General features: G+C 63.5%; 20 protein-coding genes. 11 read left to right on the top strand and 9 right to left on the bottom strand.

Features of this window, described 5'->3' with window-relative positions; translation table 11 throughout:
- Positions 1-61: 61 nt before the first annotated feature.
- The 3 genes from F4827_RS01880 (at position 62) to nadC (ending at position 3,501) form a co-directional block, all read left to right on the top strand.
- On the top strand, positions 62-1,261 hold the full coding sequence (locus tag F4827_RS01880) for an acyl-CoA desaturase (protein WP_183720348.1): 1,200 nt from the start codon (positions 62-64) through the stop codon (positions 1,259-1,261).
- Positions 1,262-1,462: 201 nt separating this feature from the next.
- Positions 1,463-2,593 carry a quinolinate synthase NadA gene (nadA, locus tag F4827_RS01875; RefSeq protein WP_183720351.1) on the top strand — a complete coding sequence of 377 codons (1,131 nt, stop codon included), beginning with the start codon at positions 1,463-1,465 and terminating at the stop codon, positions 2,591-2,593.
- Positions 2,593-3,501, top strand: a complete 909-nt coding sequence (gene nadC / locus F4827_RS01870) for a carboxylating nicotinate-nucleotide diphosphorylase (RefSeq protein WP_183720354.1) — start codon at positions 2,593-2,595, stop codon at positions 3,499-3,501. Before nadA ends, nadC begins: the two co-directional genes overlap by 1 nt.
- A gap of 88 nt (positions 3,502-3,589) precedes the next feature.
- Here nadC and nadB read toward each other — a convergent pair whose 3' ends face one another.
- From nadB to radC, 4 genes are all read right to left on the bottom strand, one after another.
- A complete protein-coding gene (gene nadB, locus F4827_RS01865; RefSeq protein WP_183720357.1) occupies positions 3,590-5,191 on the bottom strand; it encodes an L-aspartate oxidase in 1,602 nt (533 codons plus the stop codon).
- A 236-nt stretch (positions 5,192-5,427) separates the two neighbouring features.
- The gene (gene rpmG / locus F4827_RS01860; protein WP_027817504.1) at positions 5,428-5,595 is read right to left on the bottom strand and encodes a 50S ribosomal protein L33; all 168 of its coding nucleotides are present in this window, start codon (positions 5,593-5,595) and stop codon (positions 5,428-5,430) included.
- Between the two features lie 10 nt (positions 5,596-5,605).
- Positions 5,606-5,839 carry a 50S ribosomal protein L28 gene (gene rpmB / locus F4827_RS01855; protein WP_027794135.1) on the bottom strand — a complete coding sequence of 78 codons (234 nt, stop codon included), beginning with the start codon at positions 5,837-5,839 and terminating at the stop codon, positions 5,606-5,608.
- A gap of 306 nt (positions 5,840-6,145) precedes the next feature.
- Complete coding sequence (radC, locus tag F4827_RS01850) at positions 6,146-6,931, bottom strand: RadC family protein (protein ID WP_183720360.1); 786 nt, start codon at positions 6,929-6,931, stop codon at positions 6,146-6,148.
- Between the two features lie 171 nt (positions 6,932-7,102).
- Here radC and F4827_RS01845 point away from each other — a divergent pair, with 171 nt between their 5' ends.
- The 7 genes from F4827_RS01845 (at position 7,103) to F4827_RS01815 (ending at position 13,503) form a co-directional block, all read left to right on the top strand.
- Positions 7,103-7,558, top strand: coding sequence for a peptidylprolyl isomerase (locus F4827_RS01845; protein ID WP_183720364.1), 456 nt, complete (start codon positions 7,103-7,105; stop codon positions 7,556-7,558).
- A gap of 9 nt (positions 7,559-7,567) precedes the next feature.
- On the top strand, positions 7,568-8,527 hold the full coding sequence (ispH, locus tag F4827_RS01840) for a 4-hydroxy-3-methylbut-2-enyl diphosphate reductase (RefSeq protein WP_183720367.1): 960 nt from the start codon (positions 7,568-7,570) through the stop codon (positions 8,525-8,527).
- 660 nt (positions 8,528-9,187) lie between these two features.
- The gene (locus F4827_RS01835) at positions 9,188-9,649 is read left to right on the top strand and encodes a hypothetical protein (RefSeq protein ID WP_183720370.1); all 462 of its coding nucleotides are present in this window, start codon (positions 9,188-9,190) and stop codon (positions 9,647-9,649) included.
- Between the two features lie 211 nt (positions 9,650-9,860).
- Complete coding sequence (locus F4827_RS01830) at positions 9,861-10,811, top strand: branched-chain amino acid ABC transporter permease (RefSeq protein WP_183720373.1); 951 nt, start codon at positions 9,861-9,863, stop codon at positions 10,809-10,811.
- A gap of 16 nt (positions 10,812-10,827) precedes the next feature.
- Complete coding sequence (locus tag F4827_RS01825) at positions 10,828-11,997, top strand: ABC transporter permease subunit (RefSeq protein WP_183720376.1); 1,170 nt, start codon at positions 10,828-10,830, stop codon at positions 11,995-11,997.
- Between the two features lie 13 nt (positions 11,998-12,010).
- On the top strand, positions 12,011-12,787 hold the full coding sequence (locus F4827_RS01820) for an ABC transporter ATP-binding protein (protein ID WP_183720379.1): 777 nt from the start codon (positions 12,011-12,013) through the stop codon (positions 12,785-12,787).
- Positions 12,787-13,503: an ABC transporter ATP-binding protein gene (locus tag F4827_RS01815; RefSeq protein WP_183720383.1), complete on the top strand. Its 717-nt coding sequence runs from the start codon at positions 12,787-12,789 to the stop codon at positions 13,501-13,503. Before F4827_RS01820 ends, F4827_RS01815 begins: the two co-directional genes overlap by 1 nt.
- A gap of 99 nt (positions 13,504-13,602) precedes the next feature.
- On the opposite strand, the gene F4827_RS01810 is transcribed toward F4827_RS01815, so the two are convergent.
- The 3 genes from F4827_RS01810 to F4827_RS01800 all read right to left on the bottom strand — a co-directional run bounded on the left by F4827_RS01810 (position 13,603) and on the right by F4827_RS01800 (position 16,643).
- Positions 13,603-14,076: a GNAT family acetyltransferase gene (locus F4827_RS01810; RefSeq protein WP_183720386.1), complete on the bottom strand. Its 474-nt coding sequence runs from the start codon at positions 14,074-14,076 to the stop codon at positions 13,603-13,605.
- Between the two features lie 16 nt (positions 14,077-14,092).
- Complete coding sequence (locus F4827_RS01805) at positions 14,093-15,277, bottom strand: acetylornithine transaminase (RefSeq protein WP_183720389.1); 1,185 nt, start codon at positions 15,275-15,277, stop codon at positions 14,093-14,095.
- Between the two features lie 334 nt (positions 15,278-15,611).
- Positions 15,612-16,643: a CDP-6-deoxy-delta-3,4-glucoseen reductase gene (locus tag F4827_RS01800; RefSeq protein ID WP_183720392.1), complete on the bottom strand. Its 1,032-nt coding sequence runs from the start codon at positions 16,641-16,643 to the stop codon at positions 15,612-15,614.
- 150 nt (positions 16,644-16,793) lie between these two features.
- Here F4827_RS01800 and F4827_RS01795 point away from each other — a divergent pair, with 150 nt between their 5' ends.
- Positions 16,794-17,873, top strand: coding sequence for an NAD-dependent epimerase/dehydratase family protein (locus F4827_RS01795; RefSeq protein WP_183720394.1), 1,080 nt, complete (start codon positions 16,794-16,796; stop codon positions 17,871-17,873).
- Between the two features lie 33 nt (positions 17,874-17,906).
- Here F4827_RS01795 and F4827_RS01790 read toward each other — a convergent pair whose 3' ends face one another.
- Together F4827_RS01790 and F4827_RS01785 are read right to left on the bottom strand one after the other, a co-directional pair.
- Complete coding sequence (locus tag F4827_RS01790) at positions 17,907-18,095, bottom strand: hypothetical protein (protein ID WP_103706452.1); 189 nt, start codon at positions 18,093-18,095, stop codon at positions 17,907-17,909.
- A gap of 153 nt (positions 18,096-18,248) precedes the next feature.
- Entirely contained in the window at positions 18,249-18,956 is a 708-nt protein-coding gene (locus F4827_RS01785; protein ID WP_183720397.1) for a pseudouridine synthase, read from the bottom strand.
- Between the last annotated feature and the right edge of the window lie 241 nt (positions 18,957-19,197).

Here is a 19,197-nt window from a genome sequence, read left to right as displayed (position 1 = left end):
CACTTTTCTGACAACCGCGTAAGGCCACAAGCCGGCGCGCTTCGTTTCACGGGTACGAACCTTGTTGAATTCCCTGCTTGATTTTCTCGCCCATGGGGTGCTGCATTTCTCGTGGTGGCAGATCCTGCTCTGCGCGCTCGCGGCCACGCACGTCACGATTATTGGCGTGACGGTGTATCTGCACCGTTGCCAGGCGCACCGCGCGCTCGAACTGCATCCCATCGCGAGCCACTTCTTCCGTTTCTGGCTGTGGATGACCACGGGCATGCTCACGGGCCAGTGGGCGGCAATCCATCGCAAGCATCACGCCAAGTGCGAGACCGAAGAAGATCCGCACAGCCCGCAAACGCGCGGCCTTTGGAAGGTGATGCTCGAAGGCGCCGAACTCTATCGCGCCGAAGCGAAGAACGAAGAAACGCTGCGCCGTTTCAGCCACGGCACCCCGAACGACTGGATGGAGCGCAACGTCTACACGCGCTACCCGATCCTCGGCGTGAGCATCATGATGGTGATCGACGTGGCGCTGTTCGGCGTGGTCGGCCTGTCGGTCTGGGCTTTGCAGATGGCGTGGATCCCGTTCTGGGCGGCCGGCGTCGTCAACGGTCTGGGCCACTTCTGGGGCTATCGCAACTTCAACTCGTCGGACGCCAGCACGAACCTGTTCCCGTGGGGCATCATCATCGGCGGCGAAGAACTGCACAACAACCACCATACCTTCGCGACTTCCGCGAAGCTGTCGAACAAGTGGTACGAGTTCGATATCGGCTGGATGTATATCCGTCTGATGCAGGCCGTGGGCCTCGCCAAGGTCAAGAAGGTTGCGCCTACGCCGCGCCTGGCCAAGGAAGGCAAGCTGGTCGCCGACCACGAAACGCTTCAGGCCGTGCTGTCGAACCGCTACGAAGTGATGGCGCGTTACGCCAAGGCCGTGAAGCAGGCCTATCGCCAGGAACTGGCGCACCTCAAGGAAGTGGGCGAGCGCGAGAAGTACAAGTTCATGCGCGGCGCCAGCAAGTGGGTCGCCAAGGAAGAAGCCAGCCTGAACGAGCCGCAAAAGCGCCAGCTGCCGCAGATTTTCGCCAACAGCCAGAAGATGCGCACGTTCATCGAACTGCGCAACGAACTCGCCCAGATCTGGGAACGTTCGAGCGCTTCGCGCGAACAACTGCTGGCACAGCTTCAGGATTGGTGCCATCGTGCCGAACAAAGCGGCATCAAGGCGCTCCAGGAATTCGCGTCGCGTCTGCGCCGTTATGCCTGATGACCCCTGCGTGACCTGAAGAAAATCCATTAGAATTCAGGTACGTCACAAAACCCCGCGTTGGCGGGGTTTTTCTTTTTGGGCCGCGGAAAAAGCAGGGCGCCGCAGCGATCGGACGAGACGCAACGAAGTTGCATGGGGTCGGAGCATGAGTCGGTACCAATCGGTCAAACCTCACGCTCCTGGCCGGTAGAGGAGATCATGAGTCAGGCGATTAAAGCGGTCGAATTCGACCGTCCGCAGGGCGCGGTATGCGGTGTCGGGCAGGCGTGGGCGAAAGTGCCCGATGCGCCTTCGATGGCGGAGCGCGTTGCATTGAAGGAGCGCATCCGCGCATTGCTCAAGCGCGAAAAAGCGGTGCTGGTCGCGCACTATTACGTTGACGCCGAATTGCAGGAACTGGCCGACGAAACCGGCGGCTGCGTGGCCGATTCGCTCGAAATGGCGCGGTTTGGCCGCGATCACGAAGCGCAGACGCTCGTGGTTGCTGGTGTGCGCTTCATGGGCGAGACCGCGAAGATCCTGAGCCCGAACAAGCGCATCCTGATGCCGGACCTCGATGCGACCTGCTCGCTCGACCTCGGCTGCCCCGCCGACGAATTCTCGGCGTTCTGCGATCAGCATCCCGATCGAACCGTGGTGGTCTACGCCAACACCAGCGCGGCCGTGAAGGCGCGCGCGGACTGGATGGTCACGTCGTCGATCGGTCTGGAAATCGTCGCCGATCTACACGCGAAGGGCGAAAAGATTCTCTGGGCGCCGGATCGCCATCTGGGCAGCTACATCCAGAAGAAGACCGGCGCCGACATGCTGCTCTGGCAAGGCTCCTGCCTCGTGCACGACGAGTTCAAGGGCATCGAGCTCGACTTGCTGCGCGCCGAATATCCCGACGCCAAGGTGCTGGTGCATCCGGAATCGCCGGAAGGCGTGGTGGCGCTCGCGGACGTGGTCGGCTCGACCACGCAACTGATCGACGCCGCCGTGAAGCTCGACGCGCAGCGCTTCATCGTCGCGACCGATCTGGGCATCTTGCACAAGATGCGCCTGGCCGCGCCCGGCAAGACTTTCATCGAAGCGCCCACGGCCGGCAACAGCGCGACCTGCAAGAGCTGCGCGCATTGCCCGTGGATGGCCATGAACGGCCTGGCGAATCTCGCCGACGTGCTGGAGCGCGGTCACAACGAAATCTTCGTCGATGCCGCCATCGGCGAGCGTGCGCGTCTGCCGATCGACCGCATGCTGGCGTTCGCGGCCGAGCACAAGCGCCGCGTGCAGGCGAGCGGCGATCTCGCTCGCGACGGCGCGTTGTTCTCACAAGTGGGGGCTGCTTGATGGGTGCACTGGAATTGCTGGCCGTGGACGCGGTGTCGTCCCTGCTGACCGAAGTGCGCGCGCAATACGGCGCGGCCTTCGATGAGGCGATAGCGCGCAATGTTGCCGATGCACTCGCGGAGGACGTCGGCACTGGCGACCAGACCGGGCGCCTCGTGCCCGCCGATGAAGTGCGCGACGCGCGCATCATCGTGCGCGAAGATGCGGTGCTGTGCGGCGTGCTGTGGTTCGACGGCGTGGTGAAGCAGGTCGATCCGCGCATCGAAGTGCGCTGGCACTATCGCGAAGGCGAGCGCATGACGGCGGACACGCCGGTCTGCTCGCTGCGCGGTCCGGCGCGCTCGCTGCTCACGGCCGAGCGCAACGCGATGAATTTCCTGCAGCTGCTTTCGGGCGTGGCGAGCGCGACGCGCCGTTATGTCGATGCGGTCGCCACGATCCCGCATTCGAAAACGCGCATCCTCGACACGCGCAAGACGCTGCCCGGCCTGCGCCTCGCGCAGAAGTACGCAGTGCGCGTGGGCGGTGGCGTGAACCAGCGTCTGGCGCTGTACGACGGCATCCTGATCAAGGAAAACCATATCGCGGCAGCCGGCGGCGTGGGCGCGGCAATGGACGCGGCACTGGCGCTCAACGCGGGCGTGCCGATCCAGATCGAAGTGGAAACGCTCGAACAACTCGATACGGCGCTCGCTCATGGCGCGAAGTCGGTGCTGCTCGACAACTTCTCTTTCGAGATGATGCGCGAAGCGGTTCAGCGCACGGCGGGGCGCGCGGTGCTCGAAGTCTCGGGCGGCGTGAACTTCGATAGCGTGTGCACGATCGCGGAAACCGGCGTGGACCGCGTGTCCATCGGCGCATTGACGAAGGACGTGCGCGCGACTGACTTTTCGATGCGGATCGTCTGAGCGTCTGGTCTTAATCGCAGTAGAAACGTGAAAAGGCCGTCTCGCGAGAGACGGCCTTTTTAGCTTGCGCGGGGTGTTGCCAGCGGACTCAGGCGACAGTGCGATTGCGCACGCGCTCAGGCGACAGCACGCTCGGCAGCGCCTTGGGCAACGAGTTCGGCCAGTCGCGGCTGTAGTGCAGGCCGCGGCTTTCGCGGCGCGAGCGCGCACTTTCGACGATCAGCGACGCGACTTCGACGAGATTGCGCAACTCCAGCAGATCGCGTGTGACGCGGAAGTTCGCGTAGTACTCCTGGATTTCGTCGCGCAGCAGCGAGATGCGGTGTTGCGCGCGCTCAAGCCGCTTGTCCGTGCGCACGATGCCGACGTAATTCCACATCAGGCGGCGCAGTTCGTCCCAGTTGTGAGCGACCACGACTTCCTCGTCGGAATCCGATACGCGGCTCTCGTCCCAGTCGGGCAGCGGGGCGTGCGCACTGGCTTCGAAGCCTTCCGCTTCGATCGCCTCGGCGGCCGAGCGGCCAATCACGAGGCATTCGAGCAGCGAGTTGCTGGCCAGACGATTCGCGCCATGCAGACCGGTGTACGAGGTTTCGCCAACGGCATAGAGGCCAGCGAGATCGGTGCGGCCCGCCAGATCCGTCACGACGCCGCCGCAGGTGTAATGCGCGGCGGGCACGACCGGGATCGGCTGCCTGGTGATGTCGATGCCGAACTCGCGGCAGCGCGCGAGGACGGTGGGGAAGTGCTCCTCGAGGAACGCGGCCGGTTGATGGCTGATATCGAGATGCACGCAGTCGATACCGTGCTTCTTGATTTCGAAGTCGATGGCGCGCGCGACGATGTCACGCGGCGCGAGTTCGGCACGCGGATCGTGTTCGGGCATGAAGCGCGTGCCGTCGGGCAGGCGCAGCAGGCCGCCTTCGCCGCGCACGGCTTCGGTGATCAGGAAAGACTTGGCGTGCGGGTGGAACAGGCAGGTTGGGTGGAACTGGATGAATTCCATGTTCGCCACCCGGCAGCCCGCGCGCCAGGCCATCGCGATGCCGTCGCCGGTCGCGGTATCGGGGTTCGTCGTATAGAGATAGACCTTGCCCGCGCCGCCGGTGGCCAGCACCGTATGCGGCGCCTGGATCGTCACCGTGCGGTCGTTTTGCAGGTCGAGCGCGTAGAGACCGTGGCAGCGGCGGCCCGGCAGGCCAAGACGGTCCGAGGTGATGACATCGATCGCCTGGTGATCTTCGAGGATCGTGATGTTCGGGTGCTGGCGCGCGCGTTCGAGCAGCGTCTGCACCACGGCGTGGCCGGTGGCGTCAGCTGCATGGATGATGCGGCGATGGCTGTGGCCGCCCTCGCGCGTAAGGTGGAAGCCCAGTTCGGCGGCGGCGTCCTTCGTGAACGGCACGTCCTGGGCGATCAGCCATTCGATGGCGGCGCGGCCGTGCTCGACGATATAGCGGGTTGCGCTTTCGTCGCACAAGCCGCCGCCGGCGACCAGTGTGTCATCGACATGGTTTTCCACGCTGTCGGCCGAATCGAGCACCGCCGCAATGCCGCCTTGCGCGCGATCGCTCGCGCCTTCGGTCATCGCGCGCTTGGCGATCACCACCACGCGGCGCGTCTCGGCGAGGTTCAGGGCGACGCTCAATCCCGCCAGCCCGCTGCCGACGATCGCTACATCGAAATTCATGGTCCCGCTTCTCCGTCTCGCTTGTTCTGCTCTTTGCGCTGTCTGCCGCTGTCATGCGCGTGTCCACATCGCGTGGTAGCTGCGCTGGCGGCGGGTGAAGCGGCAAGCATACTCCGAGTAGGGAGCGTAGGAAAAGCCGCACTTGAGGAGGGAGGGGATTAAGGGGAGGGCAAAAAGGAAAAGCCCCGCCAGAGGCGGGGCTTTTCTTGTCTTCGTCAGGCTCGAAACCGGATCAATTACTTGATCTTGGTTTCCTTGTACTCGACGTGCTTACGAACAACCGGGTCGAACTTCTTGATCGACATTTTTTCCGGCATGTTGCGCTTGTTCTTCGTGGTCGTGTAGAAGTGACCCGTACCTGCGGTCGATTCGAGCTTGATCTTGTCGCGGATGCCCTTGGCCATGATTTACTCCTTACAGTTCGCCGCGTGCGCGCAGATCTGCGAGCACGGAATCGATGCCGTTCTTGTCGATCAGGCGCAGGCCTGCGTTCGAGATGCGCAGACGCACCCAACGGTTCTCGCTTTCAACCCAGAATCGGCGGTTTTGCAGATTCGGGAGGAAACGACGCTTGGTCTTGTTGTTCGCGTGGGAAACGTTGTTGCCGCTCATCGGCGCTTTCCCAGTGACTTGACATACGCGTGCCATGAGAGCACTCCTACGTATTCTGAGTTCGAAAGCCGCTGAGTTTTCTGGGCGAGAAATGGCCGGAAAAGAGAGCGCTCACGTATGGATGAGAGACAACCTCGAACCCAGGCCATATTTCCGCCGGTATGCCTCAAAGGGCTTCGGACAGGGTTGGAAATAGGCAAACCACGATTCTAGCAGGAAAATGCGTGGAAAATCAAACTCGATTTGGCGATAGTGTGGCGGCGCGTGTGTCGTGTTGCGGTTGCGCGCCGCCATCGGCTTAAAAGGGTTTGAGCAAATCGGGTTTGAGCAAATCGCGCGACATTAATCCAGACCGTGGCGCGCGAACGAAAACGTCTCCTGTGTGCCGATGATCAGATGGTCGACGAGCTGCACGTCGACTAGGGCCAGCGCTTCGCGCAGAATCCGCGTGAGGCGCCGGTCGCTCGCGCTGGGCTGCACGGCCCCGGACGGGTGATTGTGCGCAACGATCAGACGCGCGGCATTGAGCATCAGTGCGCGCCGCACGATCTCGCGAGGATACACGGCCATGCGCGTGAGCGTGCCGCGCGTACTCTCCTCGGTGCGGATCAGCCGGTGCCGGATGTCCAGAAAGAGGCAGACGAACACTTCATGCGCGCGCCCACCTATCAGCAAGCGCAGATAGTCCTCCACCGCGCCCGGCGAATCGATCAGCGGTTTTTCCTCGATCTGTTCGGCGAGCGCGCGCCGCGCCAGTTCCAGCACGGCCACGAATTTCGATGACTTGGCCGGGCCGATGCCGCGGATGCCCTCGAACTCCTCGCGCCCGGCGTCGAGCATCGCGCGCAGCGAGCCGAAGTGCTTGAGCAGCGAGCGCGCGACTTCGAATACGTCGTGACCCGGCAGGCCGGAGCCGAGCAGCAGCGCGACGAGCTCAAGATCTGACAGCGAGCCAGGCCCGGCTTCGCGCAGCCGCTCGCGCGGCATGGCCGGGCGGCGCGGCACGCCGGGCTCGGGCGGAGCGAACGCGACCGCTCCGCCAGGGCCCAGACCCGGCAACGGCGGCAGCGCGCTGGCACACGCGGCAGCGCTACCCCGGTGCGGCTTGTCACAGGCAATTTCGAACATTCGACCTCCTCTGCGAGGGCGGCTCCGGCCATGCGCGCGGCGTCCGTCCTGGAACTATGTGGCTTACAATACGGGTTTTCCGACCGCTGTCAGGCGGCGGCCGGGCCGGCCCCCAGGGGCGCCAGGGGCGAGCACGCACGGCGGGCGCGCCCAGACGAAAATGAGTACCGCATGAGCATCATCGACATCTCCGAGGTGAAACCCGGTTCCCACGTCACGTTGCACTACCGGCTTTCGCTCGCCGATGGCACCGAGATCGTCAACACCTTTGTCGACCGGCCCGCCACGCTGCTGCTTGGCGCCGGTCAGCTCGCGCCGCCGCTGGAAGATATTCTGCGGGGTCTCAAGGTGGGGCACCACTCCACCTTTCAGCTAGAACCGGGCGTTGCCTTCGGTCAGCGCAACCCCGACCTGATCCAGCGCATTTCGCTCAAGACCCTGCGCGACAACGCAGTGATCGGCGAGAGCTTCCGCCCCGGCGATCTGGTCGAATTCAACGCGCCCAACGGCGACCGTTACGCCGGCGTGCTCAAGGAAGTGAACGAAACCTCGGCGCTGTTCGATTTCAACCACCCGCTCGCAGGCCAGGCGGTTGCGTTCGAAGTGCAAATCATTGGAATCCTGTAAAGAAAGCCCATGACCACGGACACGTCCTTTCTCGCCAACGCTGAAATTCTGCTAGCCCAGCCGCGCGGTTTCTGCGCCGGCGTCGATCGCGCCATCGAGATCGTCGAGCGGGCCATCCAGATCCACGGCGCGCCCATCTACGTGCGCCACGAGATCGTCCACAACGCGTATGTCGTCGAGGATCTGCGCAAGAAGGGGGCGATCTTCATCGAGCAGCTCGAAGAAGTGCCGGCGGGCAACACGGTGATCTTCAGCGCCCACGGCGTCTCCAAGGCGGTGCGCGCCGACGCCGAAGCACGCGGCCTGCGCGTCTACGACGCCACGTGCCCGCTCGTGACCAAGGTGCACGTGGAAGTCGCGAAGATGCGCGACGAAGGCCTCGACATCGTCATGATCGGCCACAAGGGCCACCCGGAAGTGGAAGGCACGATGGGGCAGGTCGGCGAGGGCATGTATCTCGTCGAGGACATCGCCGACGTCGAAGCGCTCACGCTGCGCGACCCCGAGCGCGTTGCGTTCGTCACGCAGACCACGCTTTCCGTGGACGATGCCGCCGACATCATCGCTGCGCTCAAAACGCGCTTCCCCGCGATTCGCGAGCCGAAGAAGCAGGACATCTGCTACGCCACGCAAAACCGTCAGGACGCGGTCAAGTTCATGGCGCCGCAGTGCGACGTCGTGATCGTGGTGGGCAGCCCGAACAGCTCGAACTCGAACCGCCTGCGAGAAGTCGCGGAAAAGCGCGGCATCCCCGCCTATATGGTGGATGCGCCCGAGCAGATCGATCCGAAGTGGCTTGAGGGCAAGCGTCGTATCGGCCTGACGGCCGGCGCGTCCGCGCCCGAGGCGCTCGCGCAGCAGATCATTCAGCGTCTGAACGAACTGGGCGTGCGCAACGTGCGGGCGCTCGAAGGCATCGAGGAAAACATCGCGTTCCCGTTGCCGCGCGGTCTCGGTCAGCCCGTCTGACACGCAAGCCCCGCTTTTCGCTTGATGTCTGAAGCGCGCCAATGGCGCGCTTTTTTCTTGTCCGCACGCTGCAGTCGAAAGCCGACCGCATCCAATAATTGGGGATCAATCATGAGAAACGTGAGGTAAACCGCGTTGCTACACCCTGCTCGTATCAGTGTTTTCGCTATAGGGCAGGGTCGATTCCGAAGATATGACCCCGTTTAATCGGGTGTGCGCAGTCCTGAACAAATTCATCGCACCAACTTGGTGCTAGCACTCAATAATTGCTTAAATCCCCGGTATCACAGATGCGATGCCCGCCCCATAAGGGACAGCGGCCGCTGCTCACAACACTTGATGCGAATCGCGCCGAATTCTGGTGCAACTGATGCACGAAAATGCGGCGCAACCAAGGGTGCAACCTCTGTCGGCTTCTTCTTTCGGAGAGTGGTTGCAATGCAGGAAAACCCTGTCGGTTCAACAATATTGCCGGCCGCATAATTGGAGTTACAATGCGCGCGTTCTGAAGGGCCAAACGTCCGCGTGAGGCCCGCCAGGCAAGCATTTCGGAAGGTGCAGGAGACCTGTTTAAATGCAATTCGAGTTTGCTTTCGCCGCCTCTTTCGCGGCTGCGGTTGGCCACCCCTCAGGTGGTTTTCCCGTGGTCCTGAATCGGGCATGAATGCGACTTCGATGACCGTTGCGCTCCCGGAGAGAACCGATATGCATTCCGGAAACGACGATGACAACGGCCACGAACGCCTTGGGGAAAGGCGTTTGAGCCACGTGTGCCTGAAGCAGGTGCACGCTGCCGAGCCGACCGGAACCGCAATCCTCTCCGTTGTCATGAAAACTGGCACGCATGTTGCATATAGCAACGGCGCCGCGAAACCCGCAGAAGCGGATTTCGTAACGGACCCAAAAGTTGGTGTCGATGCTGCCGTAAAAGGTAGCGCGGCTCGAACCCAGGAACTGTTTGCCAGTTCGACCGCAGGACTGCGCGGCTCCACAGCGTCGATCGACGCCGTGACCGCGAGTGCCGCGATCCGCCTGGAAAGGGGAGTCATGACGCAAGGCGCAGATGTAGCTGGCCGCGAGGCTCGCTACATGCGCGTCGCAGCGAACGTGACAGGTAGTTGAACCCGACGGCACCGAACCATCCGACGGTGCCGTTTTTGCATCCGCCTCTGGCGAGCCTGCCGCTGCGACACAGCGGCAACGCGAACCAGATGTGGCCAACCGTTACCGGTCTTTTACTTCAGTACCCGAGAGTGTCGTTGCGGTTCCGTAAAACATCGCCCACCGGCTGATGACAAGCGCGAATCCGGTCGCACGGGCAAAGGAGCATTAAATGGATATTTTCATCCAGCAGGTCCTGAATGGGCTGGTGCTAGGCAGCATCTACGCCATCATCGCGCTGGGCTACACGATGGTGTACGGGATTCTGGGCATCATCAACTTCGCGCACGGCGACGTGCTGATGGTCGGCGCGATGGTTGCGCTGTCCGCGATCACGGTGCTGCAGAACCATTTCCCGGGCCTTGGGAACATCCCCACGCTGTGCATCGCGCTGGTGATCGCCGCCGTGGTCTGTGCATTCGTGGGCTACACCATTGAACGGGTGGCGTACCGGCCGCTGCGCCGTGCGCCGCGCCTCGCCCCGCTGATCACCGCGATCGGCGTGTCGATCCTGCTGCAGACGCTCGCGATGCTGATCTGGGGCCGCAATCCGCTGCCGTTCCCGCAACTCATCTCGACCGATCCGATCAACGTCATCAAGCCGACTGATACCGGCGTGGGCGCGGTGATCTCGCCGACCGAAATCGTCATCATTGTCGTCGCGTTCCTCGTGATGGGGGGCCTGCTGCTGCTGGTGCACCGCACCAAGCTCGGCCGCGCCATGCGTGCGATCGCGGAGAACCCGAACAACGCCTCGTTGATGGGCGTGAACCCGAACTTCGTGATTTCGGCCACCTTCATGATCGGGTCGGCGCTTGCGGCGCTGGCTGGCGTGATGATCGCTTCGGAATACGGCAACGCGCACTTCTACATGGGCTTCATCCCGGGTATGAAGGCATTCACCGCAGCGGTGCTGGGCGGTATCGGCAACCTCGGCGGTGCGATGGTCGGCGGCGTGGTGCTCGGTCTGATCGAGCAGCTTGGCGCAGGCTACATCGGCAATCTGACCGGTGGGGTATTCGGAAGTAACTATCAGGACGTCTTCGCATTCGTCGTGCTGATCGTCGTGCTCGTGTTCCGTCCGTCGGGGCTGCTGGGCGAACGTGTCGCGGACCGCGCATAAGAGGGGGTAGGACAACATGACTTCCATTCAACCGATCGAGCCGTCGACGACGCTCATCCCCGAAAAGAACATGACGAAGACGCTGACCGTGGGCGTTCTCACGGCGGCCTTCGTGATCGCGCTGCCGATGGTGGTGGGCGCAACGGGCGGCAATTACTGGGTGCGCGTGCTGGACTTCGCGATGCTCTATGTGATGCTCGCGCTGGGCCTGAACGTGGTGGTGGGCTTTGCCGGCCTGCTGGACCTGGGCTACATCGCGTTCTACGCGGTGGGCGCCTACGTGGCCGCGCTGCTGTCGTCGCCGCATTTGACCAGCCAGTTCGAGTGGATCGCACACATGTTCCCCAACGGGCTGCATGCGCCGTTCTGGGTCATCATCCCGTGTGCGATGGCGTTGGCAGCGTTGTTCGGCGTGCTGCTCGGCGCTCCGACGCTGCGACTGCGCGGCGACTACCTCGCGATCGTGACGCTGGGCTTCGGGGAAATCGTTCGTATCTTCATGAACAACCTCGACCGTCCGGTGAACATCACCAACGGCCCGAAGGGCATCACGGGTATCGATCCGCTGACGATCGGCGGCTTCAATCTCTCGCAGACACACACCTTCCTCGGGTTCTCGTTCCCGTCGGTGTACATGTATTACTACGCGTTCGTGGTGTGCGCGCTGTTCGTGATCTGGGTCTGTACGCGTTTGCAGCACTCGCGTATCGGCCGCGCATGGGCCGCGATCCGCGAAGACGAAATCGCCGCCAAGGCGATGGGCATCAACACGCGTAACGTCAAGCTGCTCGCTTTCGCGATGGGCGCGTCGTTCGGCGGTCTGTCGGGCGCGATGTTCGGCTCGTTCCAGGGCTTCGTGTCGCCGGAATCGTTCACGTTCTGGGAATCGGTCGTGGTGCTGGCCTGCGTGGTGCTGGGCGGCATGGGCCATATTCCGGGCGTGATCCTGGGCGCGGTGCTGCTCGCCATCTTCCCGGAATTCCTGCGCTCGACCATGGGTCCGCTGCAGAACGCGATCTTCGGTCATGAGATCGTCGATACGGAAGTGATTCGCCAGCTGCTCTACGGTCTCGCCATGGTCGTGATCATGCTGTACCGCTCGGAAGGCCTCTGGCCCGCGCCGAAGCACGAAGACAAGATCGCGAAAATCGCCAAACGCGGCAGCAAGAAGCCGGTGCGCGCTTAAGGGGGCCACACATATGAGCAACAAGCAAATCCGCCTCTCCGTCCAGGGCGTGAACAAGCGCTTCGGCGGCCTCCAGGCTTTGTCGGATGTGGGCCTGCAGATCGAAGAAGGCACCATTTACGGCCTGATCGGCCCGAACGGCGCCGGCAAGACCACGTTCTTCAACGTGATCACGGGCCTCTACACGCCGGATTCGGGCGAGTTCAAGCTCGACGGCACGGCCTATACGCCGACCGCCGTGTACCAGGTCGCCAAGGCCGGTATCGCGCGCACCTTCCAGAACATTCGCCTGTTCGGCGGTATGACGGCGCTCGAAAACGTGATGGTCGGCCGTCACGTGCGGACCAAACACGGCCTCTTGGGCGCCGTGTTCCAGACGCCTTCGGAGCGCAAGGAAGAGCGTGAGATCAAGGAACGCGCGATCGAACTGCTCGAATACGTGGGCATCGCGCAATACGCGGACTACACCTCGCGCAATCTGTCCTACGGCCACCAGCGCCGTCTGGAAATTGCGCGTGCGCTCGCAACCGATCCGAAGCTGCTGGCGCTCGACGAGCCGGCAGCGGGCATGAACGCGACCGAGAAGGTCGAACTCACGCGCCTGCTCGACAAGATCCGCGCCGATGGCAAGACCATCCTGCTGATCGAGCACGACGTGAAACTGGTGATGGGCCTGTGCAACCGCATGACAGTGCTCGACTATGGCAAGGTGATCGCCGAAGGGCTGCCGCAGGACGTGCAGAAGGACCCGAAGGTTATCGAAGCATATCTGGGCGCGGGAGTTCACTGATGGCTACACCGATGTTGAAAATCAAAGGCCTGCAGGTCAATTACGGCGGCATCCAGGCAGTGAAGGGCGTGGACATGGAGGTCCAGCAGGGCGAACTCGTCACGCTGATCGGCGCGAACGGCGCCGGCAAGACCACCACCATGAAGGCGATCACGGGCCTGAAGGCGTATTCGGCCGGCGACATCGAGTACATGGGCAAGTCGATCAAGGGCATCCCTGCGCACGAACTGCTCAAGCAGGGGCTGGCGATGGTGCCGGAAGGCCGCGGCATCTTCGCGCGCATGTCGATCGTCGAGAACATGCAGATGGGCGCGTACCTGCGCAACGACAAGGATGGCATCGCGAAGGACGTCGATCGCATGTTCGGCTTCTTCCCGCGCCTGAAGGAACGCGCCACGCAGCTCGCGGGCACGCTCTCGGGCGGCGAGCAGCAGATGCTGGCGATGGCGCGCGCGATCATCAGCCGTCCGAAGCTGCTGTTGTTGGACGAGCCGTCGATGGGTCTGTCGCCGATCATGGTCGAGAAGATCTTCGAAGTGGTGCGTACGATTTCGTCGGAAGGCATCACCGTGCTGCTGGTCGAGCAGAACGCGCGTCTGGCGCTGCAGGCGGCGAACCGCGGCTACGTGATGGATTCGGGTCTCGTGACGATGGAAGGCGACGCCAAGCAGATGCTCGACGATCCGAAGGTGCGTGCTGCTTACCTCGGTGAATAAGATGCTGCGGTCCGTGTGACCGCATCGCAGAAGGACAAAAAGCCGCATGAGCGTGATGCTCATGCGGCTTTTTTCATGGCCGATAGCGCGGCGCGTGGTTCAGGCGATCGCTTCGGACTCCTGCGGTACAGCGAGCCGCTTGCCAAGGCTCACCACCGCATCCGCGCGGTAGCCGAGCGCATCATAGAACGCGATCACCTCGGGTTTATCGGCGAGCACCTGCAGATTGAGCTTGAGGCAGCCCATCGCGGCTAGCGCGCTTTCCGCATGGCGCACGAGACGGGTGCCGATGCCCAGCCGCCGCGCGTCGGGCGAAACCGCCAGCGAGTAGAGCCAGCCGCGATGTCCGTCGTAACCCGCCATCGCCGTGCCGACGACCGCGCCATCCTCATCGCCGCCCTCGCGCACGGCGACGAAGAACAGCTCCGGCTGCGTGCCGAGCTTGTTCGCAATCGACAGGCGCGGATCGCGGTGCGGGCGGCTCGCGTCGTTGTACTCGGGAAACGCCTGCAGCCAGAGCGCGAGCACGGCTTCGGTATCGGCTTCCGAGAAAACCCGCAGGGTGAAAGACATCGCGTGCTCCGTGTGCTTACAGCGAATCGAGGATGGTGCGCAGCATCGCCATCATCTGGTCGATTTCCTCGTTCGTGACGTTCAGCGCAGGCATGAAGCGCAGCAGGTTCGGGCGCGCGGCGTTGAGCAGCAGGCCGTCCGGCTGCATGACGCGCGCCTTTTCGACGATTTCCGGGCCGATGTCCTTGCCAAGCATCAGCGCACGCAGCAGACCTTCGCCGCGCTCGCCCTGGAAGCCGCGTTCGGCCGACAGTTCGAGCAGCTTTTCGCGCAGATATTCGCCACGAGCGCGCACGCCTTCGAGGAAGCCCGGCGCGACCAGTTGCGAGATCACCGAGTAGCCGACCGCCGTCATCAGCGGGTTGCCGTTGTAGGTGCCGCCCTGATCGCCCGCTTCGAACACGCAGACTTCCTGCTTCGCGCACAGCGCCGCGAGCGGCACGCCCCCGCCGATGCCCTTGCCGAGCGTCATGATGTCCGGCTCGATACCCGAGAGTTCGTAGGCGAACAGGGTGCCCGCGCGGCCGCAACCGGTCTGCACTTCGTCGACGATCAGCAGGATGCCGTGCTTCCTGGTGAGCGCACGCAGTGCCTGCATGAATTCACGCGTGGCGGGAATCACGCCGCCTTCGCCCTGGATCGGTTCGAGCATCACGGCCACCGTCTTGCCGGTGATGAGCTTTTCGACCGAGGCGATGTCGTTCAGATCGGCCTTCGGGAAGCCCGGCACTTGCGGTGCGTAGATCGTGTCCCAGCCCGGCTTGCCGCTCGCCGACATCGTCGCGATCGTGCGGCCGTGGAAGCTGTGGTCGAACGTGATGATCTCGAACGCGCCGTCGCGATGCTTCTTGCCCCACTTGCGCGCGAGCTTGATCGCGCCTTCGTTGGCTTCCGCGCCGCTGTTGGCGAAGAACACCTTGTCGAAGCAGCTATGTTCGGTGAGCAGGCCCGCGAGCTTCGCCATCGGCTCGTTGTAGAAGGCGGGCGACGGGTTGATCAGCAGGCGCGCCTGCCTTTCCAGTGCTTCGATCATGCCTTCGTTGCCATGACCGAGGCTGTTGACGGCCCAGCCCTGGATGAAGTCAAGGTAGCGCTTGCCTTCGTTGTCGTAGAGCCACGACCCCTTGCCATGCGTGAAAACGATTTCGGGCCGGTTGGTGATGTACATCAGCGACTCGATCGGGTACTCGGAAAAATTCATGGCAACGGGCTCCGCGCTGGGATGGCAAAAAGGGTTGAAAACAGGGTTGAATAGATACCGCAGAAAAACAAAAAGCCACGGGCTGGCCGTGGCTTTCGTGATTCGAACTTCCTGTGCGTTGGGTTGTGCAACGCGCGTCCGCGACTAGCCAGGCCCTAAAGGTGGGGCGAGCGGCGACGTCGGAGAGCGGACGGGATGCAGTTCATGGGCGCAAGAATACGACAAGCGGATCGGCGATGTAAACCGTCAATGTGCAGGCCCCCGAAGAAATTTTCGTGACGGCGGGCGGGCTTGCGCGCAAAACGGGTGCGGCGCAAGCCTCTGGCAAGCGGCGTTACACCGCGTTCGCGAGATCAGCGGCGCTGGTGAACGAGTCCGCGTAGAACTCGTCTTCGGGCAGGCCGTGGTGCATCGTGAAGTCGCGTTGAGCCGATTCCACCATGACCGGCGCGCCGCAGGCGTAGACCTGGTAGGCCGACAGATCGGGCAGATCCTCGATCACCGCGCGGTGCACGAACCCGGTGCGACCGCTCCAGCCGTCTTCGGCGGCGGGTTCGGAGAGCACCGGCACGAAACGGAAGTTCGGGATCTCCTTCGCCCACTGTTCGGCGAGTTCCATCAGGTACAGATCCTTCTTCTGGCGCGCGCCCCAGTAGAGCGTCATCGGGCGGTCCAGGTTCTTGTGAACCGCATGCTCGACGATCGCCTTGAGCGGCGCGAAGCCGGTGCCCGAGGCAAGCAGTACGATGGGCTTGTCCGAATCCTCGCGCAGGAAGAAGGTGCCGAGCGGCGCCTCGAAGCGCAGGATGTCGCGCTCCTTAAGCTGCGTGAAGACGTGGTCGGTGAACTTGCCGCCGGGCATGTGGCGGATGTGCAGCTCGATCGGACCCTCCTCGTGCGGGGCGCTGGCCATCGAGTAGCAGCGGCGCGTGCCGTCCTTGAGGATGAATTCGAGGTACTGGCCGGCGAGGTATTGGAGGCGCTCGTTGGCGGGCAACTGCAGCTTGAGCACGACGACGTCGTCGGCCCGGCGCTCGATCGCGGCGATGCGGGTAGGCAGTTTGCGCACCTGCATGTCGCCCACGCCCGCGACTTCGCGGATGTCGACTTCGAGGTCGGTCTGGGCGGTTGCGCAGCACAGGAGCGCCATGCCGCGCGTGCGTTCGTCGTTCGAAAGCGCCGAGGCCGCGTGGGCGCGTTGTTCGATTTCGCCGCTGCAGATCGTGCCCTTGCACGAACCGCACGCGCCGTTCTTGCAGCCGTAGGGAATGCCGACGCCCTGACGCAGGGCTGCGTTGAGAACGGTTTCGTCGGGCTCGACCTGGAATTGCCGGCCACTTTGCTTAAGCGTTACGTTGAAAGCCATATTCGAGAAAGCGTAAGTCTGTCATTCGGGGATGAACCGGCTTGAGTCATTAAGTCATTGAGTCATTGAGTCAGTCTGAGCCGGTTCGGACCGTCGTCGCAGGGTTCGTCGCGGGTCACTGCGCCCGGCGGCGGATAAAATAGGTCCACCATGATTGCCACACGAACCTTGCGCCGTGCGCGCATCCTTATCGTCGGTTGCGGCGACGTCGGCCTGCGCTGCGTCGAGCAACTGCAGGCGCGCCGCGCGCGCCCGCGCGTATTCGCCTTGACCCGCCAACCTGAGCGCGTCGATCTGCTGCGCGCCGCCGGCGCCGTGCCGGTGCTAGGCGACCTCGACCAGCGTTCGCGCATGGCGCGGCTGGCGGGGCTCGCCGGTACCGTGCTGCATCTCGCGCCACCGCAGAAAGACGGCGACGACGACTTGCGCACCCGCAGGCTCATCGCCGCGCTCAAGGCGCGCCGCCGATCGCCCGCACGTCACTTCGGTCGCAAAATGCGCGCCGCCTGGAGCACGAAGTTGGGCACGTCCTTGCGCACGGCATCAGGCACTTTTTCGGCGCCAAGGCTATCCTCTATTGTACCCGAGCGCACCTTACGAACCCGTCGCGCCCAACCCGCCCCACGACTGCGCCCGACACTCGTCTATGCCAGCACCACGGGCGTATACGGCGATTGCGGCGGGGCGCGCATCGACGAAACGCGCACGCCGCGCCCGGCCAACGCGCGGGCCAAACGTCGCGTAGCCGCCGAGCGTCAGATGCGGCGCGCCACGGCAAGCGGCGCGCTCAAGGCGACCATCGCCCGCATTCCCGGCATTTATGCGGCGAGCCGCCTGCCGCTCGCGCGGCTGGAAAAGCGCACACCGGCGCTCGCAGCCGAGGATGACGTCTACACCAGCCACATCCACGCCGACGATCTCGCCGCCATCCTCGTGCGCATGGCCACCCACGGCAAAGCGGGCCGCATCGTCCACGCGAGCGACGATAGCGAGCTGAAGATGGGGGAATATTTCGACCGGGTCGCGGACGCCTTCGGTCTGGAGCGCGCGCCGCGCGTGAGCCGCGCCGTGGCCGAGCGCCAGCTCGACCCGGTGCTGCTGTCGTTCATGCGGGAATCGCGGCGGCTGGACAATACGCGGCTCAAGCGCGAATTGCGCGTGCGCCTGCGTTATCCCGATGTGGATGCGTTTTTGAGCGAGACCATGCGCTCGCTGCCGCCGCACCCGTAAGGGCGGATGGGCGGCGCGGCGCAAGCGTGCCGTTCACGTGATTGCCGGCAGCGCCTCGATCAGGAGGAAGCACAGCAAAGCCCCGATGAGCGCTCCGATCAGATTCGGATGGTATTGATGCCGATAGTGCATCGACGCCAGCAAGCCGCCGATCAGAATCACCCCTAGACCCATGAAAGCCATCAACACGAATGGAATCCCGAATGTGTCGTTGATGTCCATGATGCCCCTCCTTGAAACTTGTAATCGTTGTTTAAGGGAGTATAGGGCGGGGTGTCAGCAAGAGCATGCTGCGGCGCGGCGAAAAAGGGCGCATTCAACCGATGAAAACGCCGGCCGCCCGGAGGGACAAGGCCGCGCGGCATGCGCCGTGGTTTACCCCGTGTTGCGCAATGCGGCCAGGGCGGCGTCGTCGAGCCACTTCCAGGCGCCCGGCGCGAGGTTCGCGGGCAGCGTATAGCCGCCGATGCGCTCGCGATGCAGCGCCTCCACACGGTTGCCCGCTGCGGCCACCATGCGCTTGACTTGGTGATACTTGCCTTCGAGCACGCTCAACTCCAGTTCGTGCCCGCTGCGTGCGCTGGCCGCGAGCGCCGCGCTCGGCGTGCGTTCGCCGTGCAGCAGGACGCCGTCGCGCAGCGCCTGCAACTGCGTATCGTCGATTGGATGGCGCGTCGTCGCCACGTAGATCTTCGGCACCTTGCGTTTGGGCGAAGTGAACGCGTGCACGAACTGCCCGTCGTCGGAGAGCAGCAAGAGGCCGGTCGTGTCCTGATCGAGACGGCCCACGCATTGCACGTTGCGCTCGGCGAACTGCGGCGGCAGCAGATGAAACACGCTCAAATGATGCTGCGGATCGCGCGAGCACTCGTAGCCCGCTGGCTTGTTCAGCGCGAGATAAGCGCGTTCGTGAAACGGCCACGATGCACCATCGACGCTAAAGACCAGACCGGCCGTGTCGAAGTCGGCGAGCGGGTCGGTGCAGGGCTCGCCTGAGACGCTCACGCGCCCGTCGGCGACCAGGCCGCGGCATTGGCGGCGCGTGCCGAAGCCCTGCGAGAAAAGAATACTTTCGAGATTCATGACGAGACGCCGGCTACCTGAAACCGCAGCATTTTAGCGAAGCACGGGGCGCGGCACGCGCGCATCGCTGCGCTCGCCGACGATCGGCTTGCACTTCGCATCCAATCCGGTTGCAGTTGAACGCTGTTCGCGACGTGTTTCGCGAGGTTGGCGTAACGTATCGCGATGCAGTGGCCCAAGGTCCATCTTGCCATCGCGCGTGGGCTGCTCGCTTCCCCTTTTTCTTTCGCGCAGCGCCGCG

The organism is Paraburkholderia bannensis (genome assembly GCF_014200455.1).
Classification (GTDB): domain Bacteria; phylum Pseudomonadota; class Gammaproteobacteria; order Burkholderiales; family Burkholderiaceae; genus Paraburkholderia; species Paraburkholderia bannensis_A.
The sequence above is the reverse complement of the archived record's forward strand: the minus strand, read 5'-3'. Positions and strand labels throughout refer to the sequence as shown.

Excerpts from the sequence above, each read along its gene's own strand:
- nadC (WP_183720354.1), top strand. The coding sequence starts at position 2,593 with ATGGGTGCACTGGAATTGCTGGCCGTGGACGCGGTGTCGTCCCTGCTG.
- nadA (WP_183720351.1), top strand. The coding sequence starts at position 1,463 with ATGAGTCAGGCGATTAAAGCGGTCGAATTCGACCGTCCGCAGGGCGCG.
- rpmG (WP_027817504.1), bottom strand. The coding sequence starts at position 5,595 with ATGGCCAAGGGCATCCGCGACAAGATCAAGCTCGAATCGACCGCAGGT.
- F4827_RS01820 (WP_183720379.1), top strand. The coding sequence starts at position 12,011 with ATGAGCAACAAGCAAATCCGCCTCTCCGTCCAGGGCGTGAACAAGCGC.
- ispH (WP_183720367.1), top strand. The coding sequence starts at position 7,568 with ATGACCACGGACACGTCCTTTCTCGCCAACGCTGAAATTCTGCTAGCC.
- F4827_RS01815 (WP_183720383.1), top strand. The coding sequence starts at position 12,787 with ATGGCTACACCGATGTTGAAAATCAAAGGCCTGCAGGTCAATTACGGC.
- F4827_RS01810 (WP_183720386.1), bottom strand. The coding sequence starts at position 14,076 with ATGTCTTTCACCCTGCGGGTTTTCTCGGAAGCCGATACCGAAGCCGTG.
- rpmB (WP_027794135.1), bottom strand. The coding sequence starts at position 5,839 with ATGGCACGCGTATGTCAAGTCACTGGGAAAGCGCCGATGAGCGGCAAC.
- F4827_RS01825 (WP_183720376.1), top strand. The coding sequence starts at position 10,828 with ATGACTTCCATTCAACCGATCGAGCCGTCGACGACGCTCATCCCCGAA.
- radC (WP_183720360.1), bottom strand. The coding sequence starts at position 6,931 with ATGTTCGAAATTGCCTGTGACAAGCCGCACCGGGGTAGCGCTGCCGCG.
- F4827_RS01800 (WP_183720392.1), bottom strand. The coding sequence starts at position 16,643 with ATGGCTTTCAACGTAACGCTTAAGCAAAGTGGCCGGCAATTCCAGGTC.
- F4827_RS01830 (WP_183720373.1), top strand. The coding sequence starts at position 9,861 with ATGGATATTTTCATCCAGCAGGTCCTGAATGGGCTGGTGCTAGGCAGC.
- nadB (WP_183720357.1), bottom strand. The coding sequence starts at position 5,191 with ATGAATTTCGATGTAGCGATCGTCGGCAGCGGGCTGGCGGGATTGAGC.
- F4827_RS01795 (WP_183720394.1), top strand. The coding sequence starts at position 16,794 with ATGATTGCCACACGAACCTTGCGCCGTGCGCGCATCCTTATCGTCGGT.
- F4827_RS01835 (WP_183720370.1), top strand. The coding sequence starts at position 9,188 with ATGAATGCGACTTCGATGACCGTTGCGCTCCCGGAGAGAACCGATATG.
- F4827_RS01845 (WP_183720364.1), top strand. The coding sequence starts at position 7,103 with ATGAGCATCATCGACATCTCCGAGGTGAAACCCGGTTCCCACGTCACG.
- F4827_RS01785 (WP_183720397.1), bottom strand. The coding sequence starts at position 18,956 with ATGAATCTCGAAAGTATTCTTTTCTCGCAGGGCTTCGGCACGCGCCGC.
- F4827_RS01790 (WP_103706452.1), bottom strand. The coding sequence starts at position 18,095 with ATGGACATCAACGACACATTCGGGATTCCATTCGTGTTGATGGCTTTC.
- F4827_RS01805 (WP_183720389.1), bottom strand. The coding sequence starts at position 15,277 with ATGAATTTTTCCGAGTACCCGATCGAGTCGCTGATGTACATCACCAAC.